The organism is Cytobacillus sp. FSL W7-1323, assembly GCF_038595015.1.
GTDB lineage: Bacteria > Bacillota > Bacilli > Bacillales > Cytobacillaceae > Cytobacillus > Cytobacillus kochii.
In genome coordinates this window covers 1,076,311-1,099,374 of record NZ_CP151998.1, presented here as the reverse complement: position 1 = coordinate 1,099,374, position 23,064 = coordinate 1,076,311, and the positions used below count along the sequence as shown (strand labels likewise).

Sequence of the window (23,064 nt, the reverse complement as noted above, 5' to 3'; positions counted from 1 at the left end):
AAGCCAGGAATTAAAATCTCAACCAACTCTAAATAGTTATCATGTATATAGTATTTATCTAAGGGTTCCTGGCTGATTTCAAACAATTAGTACCATCGCCTTTGAGCAAATACCTCCTTCATCTTTACCTATGCTGCCATTAATCAATCCGCTTATCTGGAGGATTTGTTCTTAGCTTATTGGACATCCTCTTAATAAACTCCCTTAAAATTCTTGAAAGCCCATTATTCTTATGATAAATATAACCAAATGCATACGTATTATTAAGCGGGGGAGCGAAATCGACAATAACAAACTCACTACTTTTTGATAAACCGACATCTGTCTTAAAAGCATAATCAAATCCAATGTTGATTGCTGTATTGTTCTCTAGTGAATTCTTAATCGTATCAATATTATTTGTTATAAGACGAATATCTAAAGCGGGTAAATTAAACCTTTTCATAAAATCAGATATATAAATATCATCATACAAGATGATTGGTTGTCCTTTAAGCATTTCTTCAGTAATTTGGCTGTATTTTGTTAGTTGAGAATTCTTATTTATTGCAGCTACCATATGTCCATCCAATAACTTATTAAAGATCAACGTACGATATTTATGTTCTTCCTTCTCGTTATAAGTAATAAGGCCAACATCAACCTCACCATCTTGAACTTTTTTAATAATTGCTTCTGTACTATTCTCATAAACAGCCGTTTTAATATCCGGATAATCCATTTTTAGTTTTGAAATAACTTCCACCAAAATGCCCATGGGGCCAGGGTAAGTAGCAACTCTTATTTCCCCACTCATTGTATTTGTATAAGCTTCTGCTTCATCAATAAAATCTTGGTATGCTAATAGGACATACTTTGCTTTTTCGATAAGTTTATGCCCTTCCTCAGTAGGTACAGATCCCCTTCGTGAACGATGAAACAAAGTAATATTTAATTCACTTTCTAAACTTTTAATCGATTGACTTAATGCAGGTAAAGTCAAATGTAATTCATCTGCTGCTTGTTTTAAAGAACCTGTTCTAGCTATCACAACAATATATTTCAATTGTTCAATATTCATAAGAAGCATCCTCTTTAGTTAAGTTTTGATTAACCTTAGTTAATAATAACTAAATTTATCATAAGGTAAATTAGTTGTATACTTTTAATCGTAACAAATTATACAAAATATTTAGGGGATGTAATGATATGAAAGCATTAAGATGGCATAACCAAAAAGACATTCGTCTAGAAGATATTGACGAACCTATCGTTCAATCAGGGCAAGTAAAAATAAAAGTCAAATGGTGCGGTATTTGCGGAAGCGATTTACATGAATATCTAGGCGGACCTATTTTTATACCTGTTGATAAGCCACATCCATTAACAAATGAAACAGCTCCGATTACACTAGGACATGAATTCTCTGGAGAGATTGTCGAAATTGGCGACAGTGTAAGTAAGCTCAAAGTTGGTGACCGAGTAGTAGTAGAACCAATTTTTGCGACACACGGACACCAAGGTGCTTATAACTTAGACGAACAAATGGGATTTTTAGGCCTAGCAGGAGGTGGCGGTGGTTTTAGTGAATACGTAGCCGTTGATGAAGAGCTACTTTTTAAACTGCCAGATGATCTCTCTTTTGAACAAGGAGCCCTTGTCGAACCTGCTGCAGTAGCTCTCTATGCAGTACGATCTAGTAAAGTAAAAGCTGGAGATAAGGTAGCTGTATTTGGCTGCGGCCCAATCGGTTTACTTGTAATAGAAGCTTTAAAAGCCGCTGGCGCAACAGATATTTATGCTGTTGAACTTTCACCTGAACGACAAGCAAAAGCAAGAGAATTAGGGGCAACTATAATAAACCCAGCCGAAGTAGATGACACTGTTGCGGAAATTGCTAGATTAACTAATGGTGGTGTGAATGTCTCTTTTGAAGTTACTGGCGTACCAGTTGTACTTAAACAAGCAATTCAATCTACTGGAATTGGTGGGGAAACAATTATCGTAAGCATTTGGGAAAAAGGGGCAGAGATCCTTCCAAATGATATTGTAATGAAAGAACGGACTGTTAAAGGAATCATCGGATATCGTGATGTTTTCCCTGCCGTATTATCACTTATGCAAAAAGGCTACTTCCAAGCCAGCCAACTCGTTACGAAGAAGATTACCTTAGACGAGGTAATTGAAGAAGGTTTTGAAACATTGGTTAAAGAAAAAGCACAGGTCAAAATTTTAGTAAAATCTGAACAATCATGACATTACCACCCTAGCCAGCTATTTTAGCTGGCTACTTTTATATGAATTTAGATTCATTTCTCTTTAGCAAAATCCTCTATATCATTTCCCCATAAATGAGGTATTCCATTTGAGAAACACCTCATCTCATACACTTTCCATGCACTCTTGTACAAAAAAATCATATGTTAAATTAGATTACTTTTAAAGGGGAAGGACTATGAGGAAACTAATTATTTTTGCCTTTATTGGTTTTTTTGCACAGTTAATAGATGGCTCCCTTGGCATGGCGTATGGTGTAACTTCATCAACTCTTTTACTTACTTTTGGAATCGCTCCTGCTGTCGCCTCAGCATCTGTCCATTTAGCCGAAGTTGTAACGACTGCTGCCTCAGGTGCATCACACATAAAGTTTGGCAATGTTGACAAACAAGCGGTTTTTCGTTTAATTATTCCGGGATCAATTGGTGCATTTATAGGAGCTTGCTTCTTAAGTCAACTACCTGGTGATGTGGTTAAACCTTATATTGCTGGATTTCTACTTCTTTTAGGTTTATTTGTTTTTTTTCGGTTTCTTTTCCAATACGAAGTAAAAAGACAAAAACAAACTTTACATTTATCGCGAAAGCAAGCAATTCCACTTGGACTTATTGCCGGCTTTGCAGATGCAACAGGTGGTGGTGGATGGGGACCAATTGCCACACCTGTTTTACTATCCAAAAAAGGGATATCTGCTAGAAAAGTAATTGGCACAGTGGATACTAGTGAATTCGCCATTGCACTGTCTGCTAGCGTTGGTTTTTTCATTGCTTTAGGCTGGGAGGAACTGAATTGGACTTGGGTCATTGCTTTAATGATCGGTGGCATTATTGCTGCTCCTATTGCAGCTTGGTTAGTTAAAGTGTTGCCACCATATCTATTAGGAGTACTCGTTGGTGGATTTATTGTCCTTACTAACGCCAGGACGATCTTATTGACCTTCCAAACGCCTGATATATGGATTTATCTAATCTATGTCGTTATTTTCTTACTTTGGATTAGTGGTATTATTTTTGTCATCAGCAAGAATAAAAGAAATAAGAACTAGTCTCCATTACAAAAAAAGTCATCTTCTCTCGTTTTGGAAGATGACTTTTAAAATGGAAAAGAATGTGAGCGATAGTTAATTCCAAGTTCATTGAACCACTGATTGATTCCAGTCCAAAGATGCTCACAAGCTTCATATACAATTTCACTAATGTCCCAATCTCTTTGAAGAATAAGTTTCACTAATTGTTCATAGCCATGAGGTTTGGTGGCAATTCCTAATGATTCTTCAAGCATCCTTGTTTTTGAACGAAAATAATAACGATTAGCTAAGCCAATTAACTTAGCACCTTGTTCACAAAACTCCACTGCATTTAACAACAATGATGTTTCATCCTGAAGGAGCCTTAAGTTTCTTATTTTAGCCATCTTCACGTACAACTCTTCAATCATACACTTTTTCATTACATCTTTTATCTCGTAGCTAGATATTTGCAGGGGGATGCTTTTCATTTTTGAGAAAAACATAATCGGATCATAGATAGGCATCGTATGTATGAAACGTGCAACGTTTAATGACCAATCTGAATTTATTTCTTTCGCAGACGTTATGTATTGCTGTTTTTGCAGCGACTCAATGGTCACCTTAAACGGCGGATAAATAAACTGAAAATCATCGATTCGTTGTCCATCAAAAACAATCACTTGAAAATTTATATCTGAATAAGGACCATCCTCATCAAGGGCAAATGAGCCATAGACACCGATAGCCATGATTTTCTCATCATATACTTTTAATAAACGTTCCTTCACAATATCGATGAATCTGTCTTTTTCGATTCGAGATGTTGGTTGTGGAAGTAAAAACATGATATCACTGCTTTCGTTGACTGAAGATTTCCTTTAGAAAATGATAATAGGATAGGCATTCACAATATAGGATGATATTAACCGGTATACTTCTCTTCTATTATCGGTTAAATTTGAAAATAAGTCATCATTTTTGCAGAAAACTTACTTTGTCAGTTTGGCTCTTTTTACTCTATGGCTCTATGAAGGTATATATTGATAGTGAAGTAAAAATACAACTTCCATAAAAACTTTGCACGGTAAAAAAATTCAAAATATTTTGATTTATTTTGAAGAACGAGTTATAATAAAAAATGTATCATTAAATTATTATAAGGAGGATTATTAAAAATGGGTCATTCATATGTCAGACTTCGTATCTCAACTTTGAACTCATAAATTTAATACGTTCAAAGGCTCTGTTTTGTGTATACAGAGTAAACGGGATTAGTCTGCCCTTTTTAAATAATCTTCATTTCCTACAAAAAATATGTAATGTGAAGAAAGGCTGAGTTATGCTTTTCTTTTTTTACGTATGATTACCTTTCTTTTTTAGAAAAAAAGTAGGTTTATTTGGTTGCGACTATCTAGGATTTCCCCTTATCTTATGAAGATAGGCTTTCTTCCCTCTACTCTGAATCACAGGCAGATCCCTTTGATTTATTAATTTTCGAAGGGAAGAGATAGTATGACGAGGAAGAGTAAGAAGACCCATAAATACTGTGAAAAAAAATTAAAAAGTATGAAGTTCCCCAATTTTTCTGGCCAGCATCTGATGAGTAATAAGAAATTACTTAATGAAATTATTGAACGAGCAAATATAAATAGTAGTGATATAGTTTTAGAATTAGGAGCTGGAAAAGGAGCTTTAACCTCATTATTAGCGAACAGTGCAGGAAAGGTCCTTGCAGTAGAATATGATTTGAAGTATGTCGAAATTCTAAAGAAAAAAACGGCACAGAATATTAACACGCAAATTATCCATAAGGACATTATGAAGGTTTTTTTACCCAATGAGCATTTTGTCGTTGTCTCGAATATACCCTACTCCATTACAACTCCGATCATGAAGATGCTTTTAAATAATCCATCAAGTGGATTTCAAAAAGGGGTCATTGTAATGGAGAAAGGGGCTGCAAAACGCTTTACCTCAAAGTCAGTCAAAGATTCTTATGTGTTAGCTTGGAGAATGTGGTTTGATATACACTATATCAAAGACATCTCAAGAAATAATTTTTCTCCCCCACCCAAAGTAGATTCTGCAATGGTTCTAATAACTAGAAGGAAAGAACCCATTGTCCAGAAAAAATATTATTTAGCTTTCCTTGGACTGGCACAATATGCCCTAAAGCAATCTAATGCCCCTTTAGATATTGCTTTGCGAGGAATATTTACACTTCCACAGTTAAAACATATAAAAAAAAGCTTAGGTATTTCAAATGGAACACCCATTGGTTCTTTAACAAATACGCAATGGGGGATTGTGTTCAATACGATGATTAATTATGTTCAACGACCTTTATGGCCAAAAGTTAAAAAGAAGTAACTGGCTGAGGAAGAAACGAGTTATCTCTCTAATTCAAAGAAATGATTGAAAATTGAAATGTAATTATTGTACACCTATGTCAATAATTAGACCCATAAACCTGATGTTCTTCGTTTTAGTTATTTTGTACTCTAAGGAATGTCTAACTTTTGTAGACATTCCTTAGATCAATCTAATAATATTTTCCCCTTCTAAAACAAACCCGCACCCTGCTTAAGTACGATGTTTCACAATGTGTTCATGTAATGTTTAAATTAAAGAGTTTCTTATGAGTCGCTTAGTACAATTTTTTTAGCAGATTGGTTTTTATTGAGGGATGGCTTTAGCTCAGCAATTAAGATTGCAATCATAATTAATACCGCACCCGTAACGGGTTTCAATAGAGAATTGTGCATTCCGCACATCCTATAATGTGTAAACCCGACTAGCAGACCAAAAAAACTACTACAGTAGCTAGTGACTGCAGCATTCACATTAAATTTAAGCGATAAAACGAATCATGGCAATCTCGTCACAAGCATCATTTTTAGGGCATGACATACAATCTACCCAAACCTTCTCTGGTAGTGAATGGCGAGACACTACAGTAAATTCACATTTAGCAAAGAATTCTTTCTCATAGGTTAATGAGATAAGCCTTTGTATCCCTAATTTCACAGCTTCTTCTGCCACTTTATTGACTAGCAGACGGCCGATTCCATTACCCGCATATTGATCATCTACAACAAGGGAGCGAATTTCAGCTAGATCTTCTCCCAATACATGTAAACCGGCAACGCCGACAATCTTCCCCTCTTCTTTCATTACATATAAACACTGTAAATGTTGATAGAGTGATAGATATGACCTTGGCAGGACAATGCCCTTATCAGCGTATACTTTGATTAATTGATGAATTTGTTTCACATCCGTACTAACTGCATTTAAAATTTCCATTGCCGTGAACCCCTTTTATGTGTAATATAATAAAAATACATCATAACGGATTTTTATTCAATATAATAATATAAAAAAAGGGAAAATTCAAATAAAAAATACAGATAGCTAAAAAGCTATCTGCAACTTTGTATTATTATTTTTCAACTATGCGCTTCATTGTATGAATTTGACCTTGATGATTTGCTTCATGATAAGCAGACAACATTGCTAGTTGGCCTACAGTTTTTTGCCCTAATATGGCTTCAGGTAATTCTTGATTGAATACATCATTGGGGATTTTATTTATTCGAACGATTTGATCTTGTAGTTGATCAATTAGAAAATTTACAGACGGGACTTCTCCTGTCCAATCACTCGGCTTTGTACCGTAACCAAATAACTGCAAATAATTCTCAGAAAGATGATCTGTGTTGTTTGGATAATTCATTATGAATTGCTCAGTCACTGTTAGGACATGTCCAATATGCCAATGGATTGTATTATTGAAGCCTTCAGGTTGAACATCTAATAAATCTTGCGGGATGTTTTTTACTTCTCTTAATAGATTGTTTCTTGTTAATTCTAGTTGATACTTGATTGCTTCACTCATTTGTTAAACACTCCTTAAAATAAAATTTAACAGCTGCCATCTGTGCAAGCATCGCCTTGTTTAATTACATTCAATGGTTGGCTTTGCTTTTCCTCTTCGATTACTTTTGTTAATACTTCAGAAAAAACATTTGAAGGTTGAGCCCCTGAAACGGCATACTTGCGATTAAAGACAAAGAATGGCACACCTTGCACACCTAACTGCACACCCTCTTGCATATCTGCCTCTACTTCTTTTTTATATTGATCAGAAGCTAGAACAGATGTTACCTCTTCTTTATCTAATCCTACAGCTGCTGCGATATCAACTAATGATTCTATTTCCCCTACATGTTTTCCTTCGACAAAATAACTTTTAAGTAATTGCTCTTTCATTTCGCTCATCTTACCTTTCTCTTTCGCTAGGTGGATTAGGCGATGAGCATCTAAGGTATTTGTCATTTTAGCATCGTTTAGATGATAATCTAAGCCTACCTCATTCGCTTGTGCCGTTACTTGTTGTTGCATTTGTTCAACTTGCTCAACAGACTGGCCGTATTTCTTTGCCAGCATTTGATTCATCGTTTCTGTAGTATTTTGTGGAGCATTTGGATCCAATTGAAAGCTTTTATACACCACTTCTACCTCATCTTTTTGATTGAAGCCAACAAGTGCATGTTCAAACTTTCTTTTGCCAATATAACAGAAAGGGCAAGCAATATCTGACCAAATTTCTACTTTCATTCTATTCCCTACTTTCTATAAACCTTTTAGTATTTGTTTAGTGACTGATAATGCATCCATTACACGATCACTATTTGTTTTCGTACTGCTCATTACATTTATACCTTGAATGATCACCATAAGAAACCGTGCCAACAACAAGCTGTCAGTTTGCGAAGTAATTGAATGATCTTTCTTTCCTCTTTCAATAGCACTAATAAATACTTCTTCTATTTCTTGAAATTGCTCATTAATAAGCTGACAAAACGCTTGATCATGTGGACCCATTTCAATCGCTTCATTGCTTGTCATGCACCCACATGGTAAACCATCCTCTGCATGAACCATTTTTAATAAGAAGGTTTCTATTGCCTCATAACCATTATCGCCATTTTGTATGATGTCCTGAAGTTGTTTGAGCTGTTCCTCATGATACATACGAAAGGCGGCTATAAATAAGTCATATTTATTACCGTACGCTTGATAAATACTACTTTTGCTTAAACCGGTGACTTCTTGTAGATCAGAGAGAGACGTTGCATGATATCCTTTTTTCCAAAACAAAATCATGACATCTTTTAATTTTAATTGTGGATTAAAATTTAATGGACGAGCCAAAATGTCCTCCCTCCTTAATAAATGTAGTATACCAATTAAGTACCGATTAGTCCAAAACTAAAGTTACGAACTAGGTAGGTGTGTACCAAAAAAGTTCCTTATAGCAAAAAGTTGATATTAAATGAACCACAATGAAAATATAATTACAATTTTAGGAGAAGACGCCATTCTTCTAAAAAATTGAAGCAGCAAAAAGGGCCAATAAATGCTATAACCAATAATTGTTGATTGAGACCCTCATATTATACATATAAAAGAAAAGATAAATAGATAACTAAAGATACAGTGAGACTGCTTAATAATGTAGAATAGAGCACAATTTGAGCAGTCAACTGAGGTTCCACGTTATATTCAAGAGCAATTGTAGCTGTATTTCTTGAAGTAGGAAAAGCACTGGCAATAAATAATGATTGTGCTAAAACCCCTTCAATTCCAAGAAGGGTAATAATAAGAAATGAAAGAGCTGGTCCTAATAATAAACGTCCAATTAAGCTCCACGTAATCACACGATGAAACATTTTTAATTGTATTTGTGATAACTGTGCACCTAACAATAATAAAGCTAAACCAATAAAACCAGCTGCCAATTGATCTAAAGGAATCTCTATAAAAGTGGGAAGAGGGATGTTGAATAATAAGAAGAGATATCCTAATAGAAGGGCATGAATCACAGGCAATTTTACGAGCGACAATACAAGTGAACCTATCGATCGGCTAGTTGAAAGAAGATTATACATACCATATGTAAAGGTTAAAATATTTTGCACTACAATTATAATAATTTGTACGGAAACACCTAGTGGATTAACAGTAAAAACAAGTTGACTCACAGGCAAACCATAATTATTAGAATTCATCAATGAAATACTATTTTTTAACGTGGCTGCCTCTCCCTTATTTAAAGATAAACACTTCGCCATGATTTGCCCGATAATCATTAAAGCCACCGTAAAAATAAACAAATAGCTCAACAGTTGGCCTAATAAACTCGCATCAAAAGATGAGCGATAAATATGTAAAAAGATAGCTGCTGGCATAAAACAATTGGTTACTAACGTAGATAGTTGCTTCAATTGAAAAGAAAACTTTCTTTGCAAGAAAGCACCTAATGCCAATAAAAGAAGAATAGGGAAAATAATTTGCAAGAATATCTCAATAAAAAATGTCATATAGAAAAAACACCTTTCCTTTATAAACCTTCTATTCTTAGCTTAAGCAACACTAGGCCATAAGTAAATTCAAAATTTATTATGTTTTTCAATAATTTTTTCTAATGTTTTGTTTACACTTCTCAATAAATTGTTTGACAAGGATGGATTGTTCCTCGTTTTTACGTGTACAAATGGCAATTCTATGTTGTACAGAAACGCCCTCTACATAAACCCTTGCTAGTTGCCCATTTTTGATATGATCTTTGACAACGAGTGAGGAAATAAAATTGGCTCCATATCCGGAAATGACCGTAGAAATTGTCTCACTTAGTCCATCAAATTGCAGGGCAACCTTCGGCGGATTTAGTTGATTAGCATAACAAAGTGAGACTAAATGCTCACGCATGGAACTGCCTTCTTCTCGCATAATGAATGGCTCTTTGACCATTTCTTCGAGTTTAATCGTTTGATTGGCTAATCGATGATTTGCCCCTACAACAAACCATAGTTCATCTTCTAATAATTCGTACCAATCAACATTCTCAGGGCGTTCACCAATTCCACCATATATAGCAATATCTGCTTTATAATGTTGCAGTTGATCAAAAGCATCTTTCGTATTACTTGTAGAAATGACCAAATTGACCTTTTCATGTTCACGTTTAAAACTGGCTGCTAACTTAGGTAATAATAAGTTCGCAGGTAAGTAGGTCGTAGCAATCCTTATCGTTCCTTCCTCACCATTACGATAATCATCTATAAATGCTTCAATTTGCTTTTCTAATGAAAACAAATGCTCAGCTTTACCAGCCAAAGCTATACCAAATTCAGTAAGAACAGCTTTTCTACCATTTTGTTGAAATAAAGGCACACCAATTTCATGTTCGAATTTCTTAATTTGGCTAGAAACAGCCGGTTGGCTAATATTTAATTGCTCAGCCGCTTTAGTGAAACTGCCGATTTTTGCCACTTGATAAAATAGTCTTAACCCATGTGTGTTCATTCAATCACCCTTTATTATAATTATTATTTATAAAACTATAAAAATAATATATTTTTTTTATTATAAATCATAACATATACTTAAAATAAAGAAACATACATTTTTCATAAAAGGGGAGATAATGATGGAAGATAAAATTGTGTGGTCTGATGTGGATGATTACTTAATCGACAAATTAATTACAATTGATAGTGAGCTCGAAGATATACTACGAGCAAATGAGGAAGCAGACTTACCTGCCATTGATGTATCACCAACTCAAGGAAAGCTTCTTTACTTAATCACAAAGTTACGTTCCCCTAAAAACATTCTAGAAATTGGCACCCTTGGAGGCTATAGTAGTCTTTGGTTTGCAAAAGCACTTAATAAAGGGGCTAAAATTTATACATTAGAAGCTAATTCAAAATATGCCAATGTTGCTCGTAAAAACATTGAACAGACTCTATTTACAGATCAAGTTGAAATCATTGAAGGTAAAGCTTTAGAAACATTACCTATTCTTGCGGAAAAAGAAGTGCCATTTGATTTAATATTTATCGATGCTGATAAAGAGAATAATCCAGCATACTTAAATTGGGCCTTAAAATTAGCTAATAAGGGAGCAGTAATTATTGCCGACAATATCGTTAGAAATGGAGAAATCATTGAAGAACATAGTACGGACCCTCGCATACAGGGTGTACGCTCCTTCTTCGATCTTCTTGAGAATCATCCCCAAGTAGAATCAACAGCTATACAAACAGTTGGTCAAAAAGGTTACGATGGATTTGTATTAGCCATTGTTAAATAGAGAAAAAAACTGAGTGATGATTATCACTCAGTTTTTTTATTAGTACAGGTATTGTCGGGATTCCTTTTATAGCTTTCTAACTTTTACTTCTGTCACACTATGGCCTTCGCCTTTTTCAATAATTAAATCAGCACGGTTCTTCGTAGGTAATATATTCTTCTTTAAATTTGTATGATTCGTTTCCTTCCAAATACGGTCAGCAATTGCTAAAGCTTCCCCTTCACTCATTTTGGCAAATTTATTAAAATAAGATTTTGGATTCTTAAAAGCAGTACTCCTAAGTAGCTGGAATCTTTCTTTGTACCATTTCTCAACATTCGCTTCCTCAGCGTCGATATAAATAGAGAAGTCAAAGAAGTCTGAGATAAAGGGCTTATCTTTACCTCTCACATTTTTAGGTGGCTGTAAGACATTAATACCTTCTACAATGACAATATCAGGTTCCGTAAGCGTTTGCATCTCATCACGAACAATATTATACGTTAAATGTGAATAGACAGGTGCCTGCACAACTGATTGACCCGATTTTAATTCAGAAAGAAACTTGAAGAGCTTACTGATATCATAACTTTCCGGGAAGCCTTTCTTCTTCATAAGTCCCTTTGATTCTAATATTTCATTTGGGTAGAGAAATCCATCCGTTGTTACTAGGTCTACCTTAGGCTGTTCAGGCCACTCCGAAATCAAATATTGAATCATTCTAGCCGTCGTACTTTTACCAACTGCTACACTTCCTGCAATACCAATAATATAAGGAACCTTCTTTGTTTCCATCTGTAAGAAATGATTGCTATCTTTATGCATGTTTTTTGCATTTAAATAGTACAAATTCAAAAGTTGGGAAATAGGCTGATATACTTCTGTTACTTCTGACAATGATAATCGGTCATTTACCCCTTGTAATGACTGCAAATCCAAATCCTCTAAAGGAATGGTTGATCTCCTACTGAGTGCTGACCATTCACTTCGATTAAAAGTTAAATAGGGTGAGTAATCCTTTGTTAATTGTTTATTCAACTTTTTGTCCTCACTAACCTTAACATTTTCAATTCTTGAGTTTATTTTAACATATCATACAGTTTTTTCAGCTTTTTTATTTTTCCAAATGGCAAAAATCGATTTTTCAAGCGTTTATCTTTTTTTCCGTACTTCTATTCTCTATGCTTCTTACTTTACTGAAACATAAGATTAGAATCATGTTGTCATTACTTTCCCCATTCTTTCACTCCACATTCCAATTACCCTAATTTTCGTCTTTCTCTTACATGTCTGATTTGGTTCCTCCCCTCCTTCTCATTGTTGTTAGGTGTTCATTATATATCCTCGAAAAAAAAAGCACTGCGACATGCAGTACCTTTTTCAATATATAATTGTTAATTATTCTTTAATCTTATCCCTACTAAATGGCCACCTCTTTCCAATGGGCCGTTTCGCATAATCAAGTAGGATAAAGCCATACCGCATAAACCAGCGAATCCTAATATGTGAATGAATGTTAGTAAATGATTAATAAATAAGTCAATTATTTTACCCATTCCTTCATTTGTAAACCAAACAACCAATATGCCACCGAAAATCGTTATCCCAATTAATAGCCTAATTGTACCTAAATAAAACCATAGACTATTGACTAATAATAAGACACCAAACAAAAACACACACAGTACAACATCAGCCCACCAATAAAGAACTGGATTATCACTTTGAAATAATAAGCCAACATGTTGCAGATGAACTGGATTACCATTGTTCTCTGATAAATATAAATTTAACTGATACATCACATTAAGAAAAGCCGTATTAATAAAGATAAATAAAACTGTATTAATTATTGTACTTAAAAGATACTGCCGCCTTGTTCCTCCAAGTGAAAGAACATACTTATATGTTTTATTATAGAGTAAAAACGGATAAATGAGAAAAAATCCATATATAGGTCCAAAAATCGCACCAGTGAAATTCTCACCAATTAAATAGCCACTAATAGAAAATAGAATAAGTATGCTCACAGTAATAGAGAGAATAATAATTGTCTGTTTCTTCAAATCTTCGAACATTAATTTAAACGGTCCATTAAAAGTAGAGAACATGTTAATCTCTCCCTTCCTGTGTCATTGTTTTTTGCACCAGATAGTCTTGCAATGAAACATTTTCTAGATGAACCTTATTTGCATTCGCGATTGTGTGCCATTCATCAGTTATTACATCATCAATCATTACTTGCATTTGGTTACGTAACTTTTTCTGTTGAAGTATTTGGTGGTGACTCTGCACTAGCTTTTGCACTTCTTCTACAGGCCCAGTTAACATGAGCCCCCTTCGCTTTAACTCTTCCGTATCGGTATAACTAGCTAATGTTTTGTTATGAATAACAGCTATTTTCTCACATAGTGGTTCAATTTCCTCTATATGATGAGAGGAAAGTATAAACAAACGTGGATGGTCTTCATATGTCTCTAACAATACATCATAGAATTGTTTTCTTCTAAATGCGTCTAACCCATTTGTCGGTTCATCCATAATTGTTACTGGCGCCTTACTAGCCAAGCCAATGACGATTTTTATCATTGTTTGCATCCCTTTAGAAAATTTCCTTATCAGCTTCTTCTTAGGTAATTCAAATAATTCCACCAGCTCTTCAGCATATTGCTGATCCCAATTTGGATTGAAATACGCTCCAAACATTAATGCATCTTTCACATTCCAAAACTCAGAAAACGGATGATTTTCCTGCATATAAGCAATATACTTCATCCCTTCTGAATGATTGTAGGGCGAGATTCCATGAATATCAATGACGCCATTTTTGGGTTTCTCCAAACCTGCCAACAGCTTCATTAATGTCGTTTTACCTGCGCCATTCCGACCCCAAAGTCCCATAATAATGGGCTCTTCTTCTACTAAGTTTACATTCTTTAAAGCAAGTGTGGATCCGTAGTTAAAATCGAGCCCTTGAATCTTAATCATCATTCTCCCCCCTTATAAGTCGAAGAATTTCTTCTTCATTTAAATGGATGCGTTTCGCTTCATCTAACATAGGTAGCACATATTGTTTATAGAAATCTGCTTGCCTTTCTTTTAATAACAACGCCTTCGCTCCTTTCGCTACAAACATGCCAACACCTCGCTGTTTAAATACCAGCTCTTTATCTACAAGAAGCCCTAAACCTTTTTGTGCTGTTGCTCGATTGATTTGATAAAACTGAGAAAGCTCTGTCGTCGAAGGTACTTGATCTCCCTCTTTTATGTGACCATCAACAATATCATCTGCTATCGTTTCTGCCAATTGTTGAAATATTGGCTTAGAATCATCAAAGACTGATTTCACTTTTAACCCCTTCCTACCTAGTTGATAGGTTGATTACTCGTGTAACCAACTATACATCATTTTATGTACCTTGTAAAGTCAACGTGAAAACTTTTTGTAATTAACCTTTGATCACTATCAAAAAAATATAAGAAAAATAAAAAAGAACTGCCATTAAAGACAGTTCTCAAAGAAATTTACCAAGGTCTTTTAGGACCCCAACCGCCTGTTTGACAAGGGTTGTAAGGCTTACCACACATGATATGTTGTTCTTTACACTCATTTACAACGGATTCAGTGTGTGGAAAATAATGTTTGTGTGTAATACAATGTTTATTAACATTTGTAGTATGACTAGGGTGTACATGATTGATATTCGTATTTGAATAATTCGGCTTTACATATTGCTGAGTTGGAGAAACTTGAGTCGGACCTTGTTGTGCTGGTGACTGAGATGGGGATAAGAATTGCGGTTGACCACCCCATGGACCAGTTTGAGCACCTGCTACTTGGTGAGGCAATTGTGCACCTGTTTGCGCACCTGCCACTTGATGAGGCATTTGTGCACCTGCCACTTGATGGGGCAATTGGGCACCTGCCACCTGATTTGGGTTATTCCATTGTTTATAGCTCACGCTAAGACCTCCATTCTGTTTTATTCCTTAATAAGGTATGTTGGAAGGTGATAAGTTGTCTAATACAAACACCTATATTAAGTACAGAAATTTCATTTGGTCCAATGGCTATTTAGCTGTAAACGCATAAACAGATAATGGCGTGATTTCATTTGTCACACGAAAATCTTCTAACATGGACATTTGGGAAAAGATAAGCGACTTTAACTTTTCAGGTATTTCTCCTAATTGCTCTAACTCAGTATGCAAGTCCCTTACTAATTTAGTCACTTCCCATTTTGCATCTTGCAACTCTGGAGAGAAAATAATATGTTCTTTCTCTATATCCCAGCCTGCCTCCCTCACCACTTTTTGTATATCAAAAGGGGTAAACAATGTACGAATATTAGCGTCACTCTCTTTTTTGAAAGACTCATATTGTGCCTGAATGAGAACTGATAATAAATGTGGATACTGTTCAACTACACTTATTCTCGTATCCCACTCAGCGAAACATAGGTTCTTTCCCCATTTTTTCACTTTTTTCATTAATGCGGCAAACTCCTCAATTGAGTTCATATACCATGCACAATGTGAAAAAACGATATGATCAAAAGATTTTTCCAAAAACTCAATTTGGTCAGATAATAAATCCATATGGAAATCGATATGAATTTGTTTGCCAATTTTTGAATTTAACAAATAGGTAATGGATTCACCAAGTGTAATAGGTGTTCCATAAGTTGGAGAAGCAATATCAATACCGTGAACAAACCCCTCCTCACCGACTAAATAAGCTAATACTGCTGTGGTGTCACCTTGGCCGCTGCCTATTTCTAAAACACGATCGCCTTCTTTAATGCCCCAAAATTCTGCCAATTTCAACCGATGTACTGTTTGTACCTTTTGTATTTCAAAATTTGTCGCCATACAATCTGTAATGATGTCGACACCATTCATAGGTCCACCTGCCGCTTCAAATTTTATAAGAATATTTGCTATACTTTAGATAAGTATACTTCATTAAATAAAAAGGGGGTAGAAAAATTTGCAAGCACTCGCAGTCTTTTGTGGTTCAAGCCAAGGGGCACATCCCTCCTATATGAAAGGTGCACAAATTTTAGGAGAGCAATTAGCTAAAAGAAGCATCACACTCATATATGGCGGTTCAAGTATTGGTTTAATGGGCGCAGTAGCAGATAGTACATTAGCCAACGGTGGAAAAGTAATTGGTGTCATTCCTAAATTCCTTCAAGATAAAGAAATTGCCCATCCGAACTTAAGTGATCTAGTCATCGTTGATTCTATGCATGAAAGAAAACATAAAATGGAAGAACTTGCCGATGGATTTATTATGCTTCCAGGTGGCTGCGGAACATTAGAAGAATTTTTTGAGGTGTTTACTTGGGGGCAGTTAGGGTTACATCAAAAACCTATTGGTATCCTCAATATTGATCACTATTTTGACCTCTTAATCTCACTGATTACTCATATGAATGAACAACAATTCTTACAAGACAAATTTTTGAAAATGGCACTAGTTAGCGAGAGTCCTGCTGATTTAATTCAGCAATTTTATACTTATACGCCTCCTGAGGTCAAAACATTTATTAGAAAGAGCCAAACGTAAACCCTCATTTTTTTGAATAGATTTTAAAAAAAATGTGTAACTCATCAAAAAAAGGTTATATATATAGTACAATCTATTTCTAAAAAGGAGACGATCCAAATGGCTAAGAAATTATTTACAGCAACTGTTACAGTAAGTGGTGGACGAGAAGGTACAGCGGTATCAGAGGATGGTAACTTTAATGTCGCAATAGCAATGCCAGGAACACCTAGAGCGAAAGAAATGCCCGAAGCGACAAATCCAGAACAATTATTCGCTGCAGGATATGCAGCTTGCTTTGAAAGTGCCCTGCAAGGTGTATCTAAAATGGATCGGACACCGATAGATACGGAAGTAATTGGCAATGTCAGTCTCTTTAAGGATGAAAAAGAAGGCTATAGCTTACAAGTGAAATTAAATATTAAAGCAAAAGGGACCGATCAGGAGACATTAGAAAAACTGGTTCATAAAGCGCATGAAACTTGTCCGTATTCTAAAGCTGTACGCAATAACATCGAAGTCATCTTAGAGCCACATGCAGTAGAACAATTATAGTAAATCATAGTTAAAAAACTCGCCAAATGGCGAGTTTTATTTTGTTTCATTCTCAACATATACTCTTTTTACAAAGAAAGATAAAATCAGTCCGATGATAGAAGCAATTAGCCCAAGATAAAACGCTGTTTGAACACCGGTTGTTAGTGCTTCAGCTGCGATAGCTGTATTTGCCATACCTTCTTTAGGTATATAGCTGGATTGGCCTGCTGCCATTAAACTAATAGCAACCGCAGTACCAATGGCACCAGCAATTTGCGATAGTGTATTCATAATCGCTGATCCATCGGGATAATGCCTTTTTGACAGCTGATTTAATCCATTCGTTTGAGCTGGCATCATAATCATCGCCACGCCGATTAACATCACCGTATGAAGGAAAATAATCAAAGCTGAACTCGTTTCCGTTGTTACTCTAGTAAATAAAAAGGTCATAATTGTTGTTAAAACGAAACCAGGTATAATTAAATACCTTGGACCAAACCGGTCAAAAAGCCGCCCTGTAACTGGAGACATTAAACCGTTAATTAATCCACCTGGTAGCAACACAAGACCTGCTGCTAGTGCAGTTAGTAATAATCCACCTTTTAAGTAGAGTGGTAATAGGATAGCAGACGACAAAATCATCATCATACATAAGAAAACCATAATCGTTCCTAAAGAAAACATTGGATGAGCGAAAACACGTAAATCGAGCATTGGCTCTGGACTACGTAACTGGCGGATAGAGAATAACAATAAACTAATTACTCCAATTACAATTGGGAAGAGTACTAAAGGACTGGCCCACGACCCATTTCCCTCTCCCGCACTGCTAAATCCGTATACAACGCCACCAAAACCAATCGTCGATAATAACAATGAAACAAAATCAATTCGGGGCTTCGTAATGGTAGAAACATTTTGCATAAAAGCCATTCCAATAACTAAAGTAATGATTAATATAGGTAATGATAACCAAAATATAGAATGCCATCCCCATTGATCAATCAATAATCCTGAAATGGTTGGGCCAATAGCAGGTGCACACATAATGACTAAGCCCATAAGGCCCATCACACTTCCACGCTTATTCGCAGGGAAAATAAGTAGAATCACATTCGTCATTAATGGTAATAACAATGCTGTCCCTATCGCTTGGATCACACGACATATTAATAACATAGGAAAACTAATTGATAACGCACCAATCAATGTACCAATAATTGAGAATATAAGGGAAGCAGCGAATAATTGCCTTGTACTGAACCATTGAATAAGTAACCCTGAAACTGGTACTAAAACACCAAGTACTAATAAAAACCCTGTTGTCAGCCACTGAACCGCATGTGGTTCAATCTGATAGTCCACCATAATATTCGTAAAAGCCATGTTAAGTGCCGTTTCACTAAATAATCCAATAAAAGCAGCAATCATTAACACAATTGCAATCGGCAAAGGCTTGATCTGGACTTGTTGTAAATCATTTATCTTCTCTGTCATTTTCTTTCTCCTTCTATAAATATCTCGAATAAAACACCATCCCTCCTATTCTACATGATTTACGCCATATTTGCCTATCAGTTAGCTCATCTATTCAATGCGCAATTATATGCCACTTTCGTCTCTATAGAAAGTCAATATCCTTTTAGTGTTCTAAATTGCGCTAAGCTCTGCTGTTTTTCAACAAGTCTGACTTCCTGACTTCTTTTAAGCCACTTGAGGTAACTACGCTTCTCCAATGAGCGGTGGTCTCTCCTATTTTGAAAATCACATCCTAAATAGTTACATTCTAATACTTCAAACTTTTACATTTCCAAAAGAAAAAGCCAGCTCATCGCCGGCTTCTCACCCTTTTGACATATCTCCAAACCCCTCACCAAACACATCGCGTACATCATGTATGGCAACGAAGGCTGTGTGATCCGTTGCTAAAACAATTTTTTTCAATTTCATAATTTCTTGCTTACTAATAACAATATATAGGACTTCCTTTGCTTGCTTTGTATAATATCCTCTTCCGTTCATTACTGTTACTCCACGGTCGAGTTTTTGATTGATTTGTTGGGCAATCGTGTCTGACTCTTTCGATATAATTGTGACAGCCTTTTTAGGATTTAATCCTTCAATAATGAGCTCCATCACTTTTGTACCGACATATAACATAATGAGTGTAATCATTACTTTCTCTGCACCAATAATGAAATAAGAACTTAGGACAACAAGAATATCAAAAAATAATAAGCTATAACTAATACTCCATCCTAAAAACTTATTTGTCATCTTCGCAAGAATGGTTGTTCCAGCTGTAGTACCACCAACACGAATAATTAATCCAATGCCAACTCCAGAGAATATTCCTCCAAAAATGGCATTAACTAATATCTCATTCGAATCAATTCTCCACCCTTCAGTTAAATGTAAGGAAAGAGAAAGCGAAATAACAGCGATAATCGTATATATAACGGTTTGTTTCGTTAAAAATTTATAACCTGCAATCAATAAAATGGCATTTAATATGAAACTCACTAACCCTGGAGACCATTCAAAAAGATAATAGAATATAATTGTCAATCCAGTAACTCCGCCTTCACTAAGTTCACTCGGGATGACAAACAGATTAATAGCTAATGCAAAAAGAAACGCACCAAAGACAATGACAATACTATCCCATATATATTTTTTCATGGCTTCTATCCTCCATCATTCAATTCGCTCTCCATTTGAGGCACCACTGCATTTTATCATGGGGTGATTAGTGACGACAATAGATTTTAGAAATAATGAATGAAAATCATTCATTAAAAAAGAATTATGAATTATCTTTTAACTCAAAGGTAAGGGAAAAAAACTTATCATTACTTTCTACAATTAAAAAGTTGCGAGTGCCGAGCATCTCGCAACTTTTTTACACATCTTAAATGATGATATCATTTACCTAACTCTTTTGTATCTCATGTTGACTGACAGCTAATCGCTTAACTATTTGTTCACTATCATCGTTTAAACCTCGAACTCTAACGGAATTTCCGTTTTCTTTGAGCTTCAAGATCGCTTTATCCAACGCACCAACACCTGAATCATCCCAAATATGAGCTTGAGTGAAATCCAATATAATCGTCTCTTTTTTTACGTCAAAATCTATTTTTTCTAAAAAAGCATCAACAGAGACAAAGAATATTTGCCCTTGAACCTGATAATTTGTTAAACAATTTGTGTGGTCGATTGTCTTTGTTATTTTCACCTTTGATATTTTCGCTGCGAAGCATATAGCACTTAATATGACACCAGCAATAACACCTTTAGATAAGTCATGTGTGTACACAACGATCCCGACTGTAACTAACATCACTAACGAATCAGATAATGGTGCCTTTTTCAAATAAGCAAAAGAAGACCAATCAAAGGTACCTATAGAGACCATAACCATAATACCTACTAACACAGGCATTGGAATCTGGACAACGACTCCTCCTAACACAAGGATTAAAAACATTAATACAAGTCCAGCTACAAGTGTTGATAGACGTCCTCGACCACCCGACTTCACATTGATAACGGATTGTCCAATCATTGCACAACCTGCCATTCCCCCAAAGAATCCCGTTACAAAGTTAGCAATCCCTTGCCCTCTTGCTTCTTTATTCTTATCTCCAACAGTATCAGTCATATCGTCTACAATTTGAGTAGTTAATAATGACTCGAGCAACCCAACAATTGCCAAAGCAACAGAAAAGGGGAGTATAATCATCAACGTTTCTAAATTAAATGGGACATTCGGTAGGAAGAAGCTTGGTAATGTTTGTGAAATCGCTCCTAAATCCCCGACCGTTTTCATATCAGCTTGAAAAAAAATAGCGGCTGCTGAAAGGAAAACAATCGCAATGAGTGGAGCCGGTATGACCTTGATAAACCTTGGTACAATATAAATAATTAAAAGAGTAATAGCTAAAAAGATGAAAGTCATATAAGACTCTCCTAAAATATGAGGCACCTGTGCCATAAAAATGAGAATGGCAAGTGCATTAACAAACCCCATCATGACAGCTCTCGGGATAAATTTCATTACCTTAGCTATTTTAAATACACCAAATAAAAATTGAATGACTCCAGTTAAAATAGTTGCAGCAAGTAAATAATTCAAACCGTATTCTTTTACTAGAGGAACCATTAAGAGTGCCATTGCTCCCGTTGCTGCAGATATCATTCCGGGTCTCCCACCTGTAAAAGAGATAATAATAGCAATACAAACAGATGCATATAACCCTACCATTGGATCAACACCAGCTATAATAGAAAAGGCGATCGCCTCTGGGATAAGTGCAAGTGCAACTACAATGCCTGATAAAATATCTCCTCTAATATTTGAAAACCACTGTTCTTTCCATGTGATCAATCCTAAACACCTCATTCACGTCTTTTTTTAGGCAATGAGAAGATTTTAACACAAAAAGTTTCATAAAGGAACGTTTTTGGGATTAATTATGGCATATCAAGAAATTTTCAGGTGATGTGATATGATATCTTTAATTACGTTTGCAACTATTAGTTCTTATTTCATTTTAAGAAGAAAAGGAGCAATGATTATGTTCGCGGGATATCTACGACCTCTACATGATTTAGATATAGATGAGCAATATACCTACTTAAAAGATTGCGATATATACTTTCAAGAAGCACATACCTCACCAAAAAGAAGAAATAAATTAAAGGATTTATTAAACCATTTGCAAAAAGGTGATAAAGTGATTGTCGCAAGACTGAACGTATTAGCTGACTCCACGAATCATCTCGCAGAATTATTAAATGAGTTAGATGAGCGAAAAATTTATTTCAAAGCAATACATGAAGAAATCGATACAAGTGATGAAACGGGTAAGTATTTCTTACCCATGTTAAATAAGCTTATTTCCTTTCAAAGTGACGTAATCAGTGAAAATACCAGAAGAGGATTAACAAAAGCAAAAGAACAAGGAAAATCGAGTGGTAGACCAAAAAAGCCTGATGAAAATGTTAAAAAAGCGATTGAAATGTATCAAACAAAAAATTTCACTTTATTAGAAATTAAAGAACAAACAGGGATCAGTAAATCTACATTATACCGATATTTAGAACAATTAAGTTAAAAACAACTGATTCAATGGCATACTAATAAAAATAGTTATTTAATAGTTTGTTTATCTACGAGTCCAACAGGGAATAATATGACTATCCGAGAAAAAGGAGAGGTTTAAATGGACGGTAATAGAGAAGCTTACTATATCAACCTTGAAAACGGTACAATACTTGACACAATGGATGGTCATGATTGGCAGTTTAGAGTATATGCAACAGGTGCTGAAATTGCTGAGCTAAACCGCTTTTTAGATGAGAACTATAATGCCGAGTTAAAAACCTTTGCTAGAGCTCAAGTTCCTTTTCTTGAGTATCATAAAAAATCGCCTAACCCTGAATATGATCAAATTTTGATGCGTCTTTATGAGATGATTTATCAATTAGGTGATCAAGAGGCAAAAAATCATATAAAAGAGATGAATATTATCGATACTGAAAAGATATAAAAAGAAGCCACCT

Annotated in this window: 26 protein-coding genes; 8 read left to right on the top strand and 18 right to left on the bottom strand. The window is 35.2% G+C overall.

The features are described 5' to 3' along the window. Nucleotides 1–139: 139 nt before the first annotated feature. Nucleotides 140–1,060, bottom strand: coding sequence for a LysR family transcriptional regulator (locus tag MKX67_RS05740; RefSeq protein ID WP_224935026.1), 921 nt, complete (start codon nucleotides 1,058–1,060; stop codon nucleotides 140–142). A 128-nt stretch (nucleotides 1,061–1,188) separates the two neighbouring features. Here MKX67_RS05740 and MKX67_RS05735 point away from each other — a divergent pair, with 128 nt between their 5' ends. Next, the gene (locus MKX67_RS05735; RefSeq protein WP_224935024.1) at nucleotides 1,189–2,235 is read left to right on the top strand and encodes a 2,3-butanediol dehydrogenase; all 1,047 of its coding nucleotides are present in this window, start codon (nucleotides 1,189–1,191) and stop codon (nucleotides 2,233–2,235) included. 199 nt (nucleotides 2,236–2,434) lie between these two features. Next, nucleotides 2,435–3,301, top strand: a complete 867-nt coding sequence (locus tag MKX67_RS05730) for a sulfite exporter TauE/SafE family protein (RefSeq protein ID WP_095370240.1) — start codon at nucleotides 2,435–2,437, stop codon at nucleotides 3,299–3,301. Nucleotides 3,302–3,348: 47 nt separating this feature from the next. Here MKX67_RS05730 and MKX67_RS05725 read toward each other — a convergent pair whose 3' ends face one another. Continuing rightward, nucleotides 3,349–4,110, bottom strand: coding sequence for a kanamycin nucleotidyltransferase C-terminal domain-containing protein (locus MKX67_RS05725; RefSeq protein ID WP_095370241.1), 762 nt, complete (start codon nucleotides 4,108–4,110; stop codon nucleotides 3,349–3,351). A 667-nt stretch (nucleotides 4,111–4,777) separates the two neighbouring features. Between MKX67_RS05725 and erm the strand changes: the two genes are divergently transcribed. Beyond that, a complete protein-coding gene (gene erm / locus MKX67_RS05720) occupies nucleotides 4,778–5,635 on the top strand; it encodes a 23S ribosomal RNA methyltransferase Erm (RefSeq protein WP_224935020.1) in 858 nt (285 codons plus the stop codon). Between the two features lie 266 nt (nucleotides 5,636–5,901). On the opposite strand, the gene MKX67_RS05715 is transcribed toward erm, so the two are convergent. The 7 genes from MKX67_RS05715 to MKX67_RS05685 all read right to left on the bottom strand — a co-directional run bounded on the left by MKX67_RS05715 (nucleotide 5,902) and on the right by MKX67_RS05685 (nucleotide 10,636). Then, complete coding sequence (locus tag MKX67_RS05715; RefSeq protein WP_263624095.1) at nucleotides 5,902–6,030, bottom strand: hypothetical protein; 129 nt, start codon at nucleotides 6,028–6,030, stop codon at nucleotides 5,902–5,904. Nucleotides 6,031–6,115: 85 nt separating this feature from the next. Further along, nucleotides 6,116–6,571, bottom strand: coding sequence for an N-acetyltransferase (locus tag MKX67_RS05710; protein ID WP_342489015.1), 456 nt, complete (start codon nucleotides 6,569–6,571; stop codon nucleotides 6,116–6,118). Between the two features lie 136 nt (nucleotides 6,572–6,707). After that, a complete protein-coding gene (locus MKX67_RS05705; protein WP_289433082.1) occupies nucleotides 6,708–7,163 on the bottom strand; it encodes a DinB family protein in 456 nt (151 codons plus the stop codon). 26 nt (nucleotides 7,164–7,189) lie between these two features. Beyond that, complete coding sequence (locus MKX67_RS05700; protein WP_342489013.1) at nucleotides 7,190–7,885, bottom strand: DsbA family oxidoreductase; 696 nt, start codon at nucleotides 7,883–7,885, stop codon at nucleotides 7,190–7,192. 15 nt (nucleotides 7,886–7,900) lie between these two features. Next, nucleotides 7,901–8,482 (bottom strand): TetR/AcrR family transcriptional regulator, encoded by a 582-nt coding sequence (locus MKX67_RS05695; protein ID WP_342489011.1) that lies wholly within the window; start codon nucleotides 8,480–8,482, stop codon nucleotides 7,901–7,903. A gap of 242 nt (nucleotides 8,483–8,724) precedes the next feature. Then, entirely contained in the window at nucleotides 8,725–9,651 is a 927-nt protein-coding gene (locus MKX67_RS05690) for an AEC family transporter (protein WP_224935008.1), read from the bottom strand. Nucleotides 9,652–9,739: 88 nt separating this feature from the next. Next, nucleotides 9,740–10,636: a LysR family transcriptional regulator gene (locus MKX67_RS05685; RefSeq protein ID WP_095370250.1), complete on the bottom strand. Its 897-nt coding sequence runs from the start codon at nucleotides 10,634–10,636 to the stop codon at nucleotides 9,740–9,742. 124 nt (nucleotides 10,637–10,760) lie between these two features. On the opposite strand from MKX67_RS05685, the gene MKX67_RS05680 reads away from it, so the two are divergent. Next, nucleotides 10,761–11,426, top strand: coding sequence for an O-methyltransferase (locus tag MKX67_RS05680; RefSeq protein WP_342489010.1), 666 nt, complete (start codon nucleotides 10,761–10,763; stop codon nucleotides 11,424–11,426). 66 nt (nucleotides 11,427–11,492) lie between these two features. Here MKX67_RS05680 and coaA read toward each other — a convergent pair whose 3' ends face one another. The 6 genes from coaA to MKX67_RS05650 form a co-directional block, all read right to left on the bottom strand. Continuing rightward, nucleotides 11,493–12,443 carry a type I pantothenate kinase gene (gene coaA, locus MKX67_RS05675; RefSeq protein WP_095370252.1) on the bottom strand — a complete coding sequence of 317 codons (951 nt, stop codon included), beginning with the start codon at nucleotides 12,441–12,443 and terminating at the stop codon, nucleotides 11,493–11,495. A 356-nt stretch (nucleotides 12,444–12,799) separates the two neighbouring features. Next, complete coding sequence (locus tag MKX67_RS05670; RefSeq protein WP_224935002.1) at nucleotides 12,800–13,516, bottom strand: hypothetical protein; 717 nt, start codon at nucleotides 13,514–13,516, stop codon at nucleotides 12,800–12,802. 1 nt (nucleotide 13,517) lies between these two features. Continuing rightward, nucleotides 13,518–14,393 carry an ABC transporter ATP-binding protein gene (locus MKX67_RS05665; RefSeq protein WP_251162894.1) on the bottom strand — a complete coding sequence of 292 codons (876 nt, stop codon included), beginning with the start codon at nucleotides 14,391–14,393 and terminating at the stop codon, nucleotides 13,518–13,520. Beyond that, nucleotides 14,386–14,754: a GntR family transcriptional regulator gene (locus MKX67_RS05660; protein WP_341050182.1), complete on the bottom strand. Its 369-nt coding sequence runs from the start codon at nucleotides 14,752–14,754 to the stop codon at nucleotides 14,386–14,388. Before MKX67_RS05660 ends, MKX67_RS05665 begins: the two co-directional genes overlap by 8 nt. 176 nt (nucleotides 14,755–14,930) lie before the next feature. Then, a complete protein-coding gene (locus tag MKX67_RS05655; protein ID WP_224934996.1) occupies nucleotides 14,931–15,368 on the bottom strand; it encodes a CotD family spore coat protein in 438 nt (145 codons plus the stop codon). Nucleotides 15,369–15,476: 108 nt separating this feature from the next. Beyond that, nucleotides 15,477–16,307 (bottom strand): methyltransferase domain-containing protein, encoded by an 831-nt coding sequence (locus MKX67_RS05650; protein WP_342489009.1) that lies wholly within the window; start codon nucleotides 16,305–16,307, stop codon nucleotides 15,477–15,479. 88 nt (nucleotides 16,308–16,395) lie between these two features. Between MKX67_RS05650 and MKX67_RS05645 the strand changes: the two genes are divergently transcribed. Both MKX67_RS05645 and MKX67_RS05640 read left to right on the top strand, forming a co-directional pair. Then, nucleotides 16,396–16,977 (top strand): TIGR00730 family Rossman fold protein, encoded by a 582-nt coding sequence (locus tag MKX67_RS05645; RefSeq protein WP_224934992.1) that lies wholly within the window; start codon nucleotides 16,396–16,398, stop codon nucleotides 16,975–16,977. 99 nt (nucleotides 16,978–17,076) lie between these two features. After that, nucleotides 17,077–17,511, top strand: a complete 435-nt coding sequence (locus MKX67_RS05640) for an organic hydroperoxide resistance protein (protein WP_224934991.1) — start codon at nucleotides 17,077–17,079, stop codon at nucleotides 17,509–17,511. 36 nt (nucleotides 17,512–17,547) lie between these two features. Here MKX67_RS05640 and MKX67_RS05635 read toward each other — a convergent pair whose 3' ends face one another. The 3 genes from MKX67_RS05635 to MKX67_RS05625 form a co-directional block, all read right to left on the bottom strand. Then, on the bottom strand, nucleotides 17,548–18,993 hold the full coding sequence (locus MKX67_RS05635; RefSeq protein ID WP_224934989.1) for an MDR family MFS transporter: 1,446 nt from the start codon (nucleotides 18,991–18,993) through the stop codon (nucleotides 17,548–17,550). 345 nt (nucleotides 18,994–19,338) lie between these two features. Further along, entirely contained in the window at nucleotides 19,339–20,178 is an 840-nt protein-coding gene (locus MKX67_RS05630; protein WP_224934987.1) for a YitT family protein, read from the bottom strand. Nucleotides 20,179–20,428: 250 nt separating this feature from the next. Then, nucleotides 20,429–21,886 (bottom strand): SulP family inorganic anion transporter, encoded by a 1,458-nt coding sequence (locus MKX67_RS05625; protein ID WP_342489008.1) that lies wholly within the window; start codon nucleotides 21,884–21,886, stop codon nucleotides 20,429–20,431. Nucleotides 21,887–22,007: 121 nt separating this feature from the next. On the opposite strand from MKX67_RS05625, the gene MKX67_RS05620 reads away from it, so the two are divergent. Together MKX67_RS05620 and MKX67_RS05615 are read left to right on the top strand one after the other, a co-directional pair. Further along, nucleotides 22,008–22,616 (top strand): recombinase family protein, encoded by a 609-nt coding sequence (locus tag MKX67_RS05620; protein ID WP_342489007.1) that lies wholly within the window; start codon nucleotides 22,008–22,010, stop codon nucleotides 22,614–22,616. 108 nt (nucleotides 22,617–22,724) lie between these two features. Next, nucleotides 22,725–23,051, top strand: coding sequence for a hydrolase (locus MKX67_RS05615; protein ID WP_224934981.1), 327 nt, complete (start codon nucleotides 22,725–22,727; stop codon nucleotides 23,049–23,051). Nucleotides 23,052–23,064 lie beyond the last annotated feature (13 nt).

Bases quoted from the DNA above. Each gene is read 5' to 3' on its own strand.
- MKX67_RS05740 (WP_224935026.1), bottom strand. From the start codon at position 1,060: ATGAATATTGAACAATTGAAATATATTGTTGTGATAGCTAGAACAGGT.
- MKX67_RS05735 (WP_224935024.1), top strand. From the start codon at position 1,189: ATGAAAGCATTAAGATGGCATAACCAAAAAGACATTCGTCTAGAAGAT.
- MKX67_RS05730 (WP_095370240.1), top strand. From the start codon at position 2,435: ATGAGGAAACTAATTATTTTTGCCTTTATTGGTTTTTTTGCACAGTTA.
- MKX67_RS05725 (WP_095370241.1), bottom strand. From the start codon at position 4,110: ATGTTTTTACTTCCACAACCAACATCTCGAATCGAAAAAGACAGATTC.
- erm (WP_224935020.1), top strand. From the start codon at position 4,778: ATGACGAGGAAGAGTAAGAAGACCCATAAATACTGTGAAAAAAAATTA.
- MKX67_RS05715 (WP_263624095.1), bottom strand. From the start codon at position 6,030: ATGCACAATTCTCTATTGAAACCCGTTACGGGTGCGGTATTAATTATG.
- MKX67_RS05710 (WP_342489015.1), bottom strand. From the start codon at position 6,571: ATGGAAATTTTAAATGCAGTTAGTACGGATGTGAAACAAATTCATCAA.
- MKX67_RS05705 (WP_289433082.1), bottom strand. From the start codon at position 7,163: ATGAGTGAAGCAATCAAGTATCAACTAGAATTAACAAGAAACAATCTA.
- MKX67_RS05700 (WP_342489013.1), bottom strand. From the start codon at position 7,885: ATGAAAGTAGAAATTTGGTCAGATATTGCTTGCCCTTTCTGTTATATT.
- MKX67_RS05690 (WP_224935008.1), bottom strand. From the start codon at position 9,651: ATGACATTTTTTATTGAGATATTCTTGCAAATTATTTTCCCTATTCTT.
- MKX67_RS05685 (WP_095370250.1), bottom strand. From the start codon at position 10,636: ATGAACACACATGGGTTAAGACTATTTTATCAAGTGGCAAAAATCGGC.
- MKX67_RS05680 (WP_342489010.1), top strand. From the start codon at position 10,761: ATGGAAGATAAAATTGTGTGGTCTGATGTGGATGATTACTTAATCGAC.
- MKX67_RS05670 (WP_224935002.1), bottom strand. From the start codon at position 13,516: ATGTTCTCTACTTTTAATGGACCGTTTAAATTAATGTTCGAAGATTTG.
- MKX67_RS05665 (WP_251162894.1), bottom strand. From the start codon at position 14,393: ATGATTAAGATTCAAGGGCTCGATTTTAACTACGGATCCACACTTGCT.
- MKX67_RS05650 (WP_342489009.1), bottom strand. From the start codon at position 16,307: ATGAATGGTGTCGACATCATTACAGATTGTATGGCGACAAATTTTGAA.
- MKX67_RS05640 (WP_224934991.1), top strand. From the start codon at position 17,077: ATGGCTAAGAAATTATTTACAGCAACTGTTACAGTAAGTGGTGGACGA.
- MKX67_RS05635 (WP_224934989.1), bottom strand. From the start codon at position 18,993: ATGACAGAGAAGATAAATGATTTACAACAAGTCCAGATCAAGCCTTTG.
- MKX67_RS05630 (WP_224934987.1), bottom strand. From the start codon at position 20,178: ATGAAAAAATATATATGGGATAGTATTGTCATTGTCTTTGGTGCGTTT.
- MKX67_RS05620 (WP_342489007.1), top strand. From the start codon at position 22,008: ATGATATCTTTAATTACGTTTGCAACTATTAGTTCTTATTTCATTTTA.
- MKX67_RS05615 (WP_224934981.1), top strand. From the start codon at position 22,725: ATGGACGGTAATAGAGAAGCTTACTATATCAACCTTGAAAACGGTACA.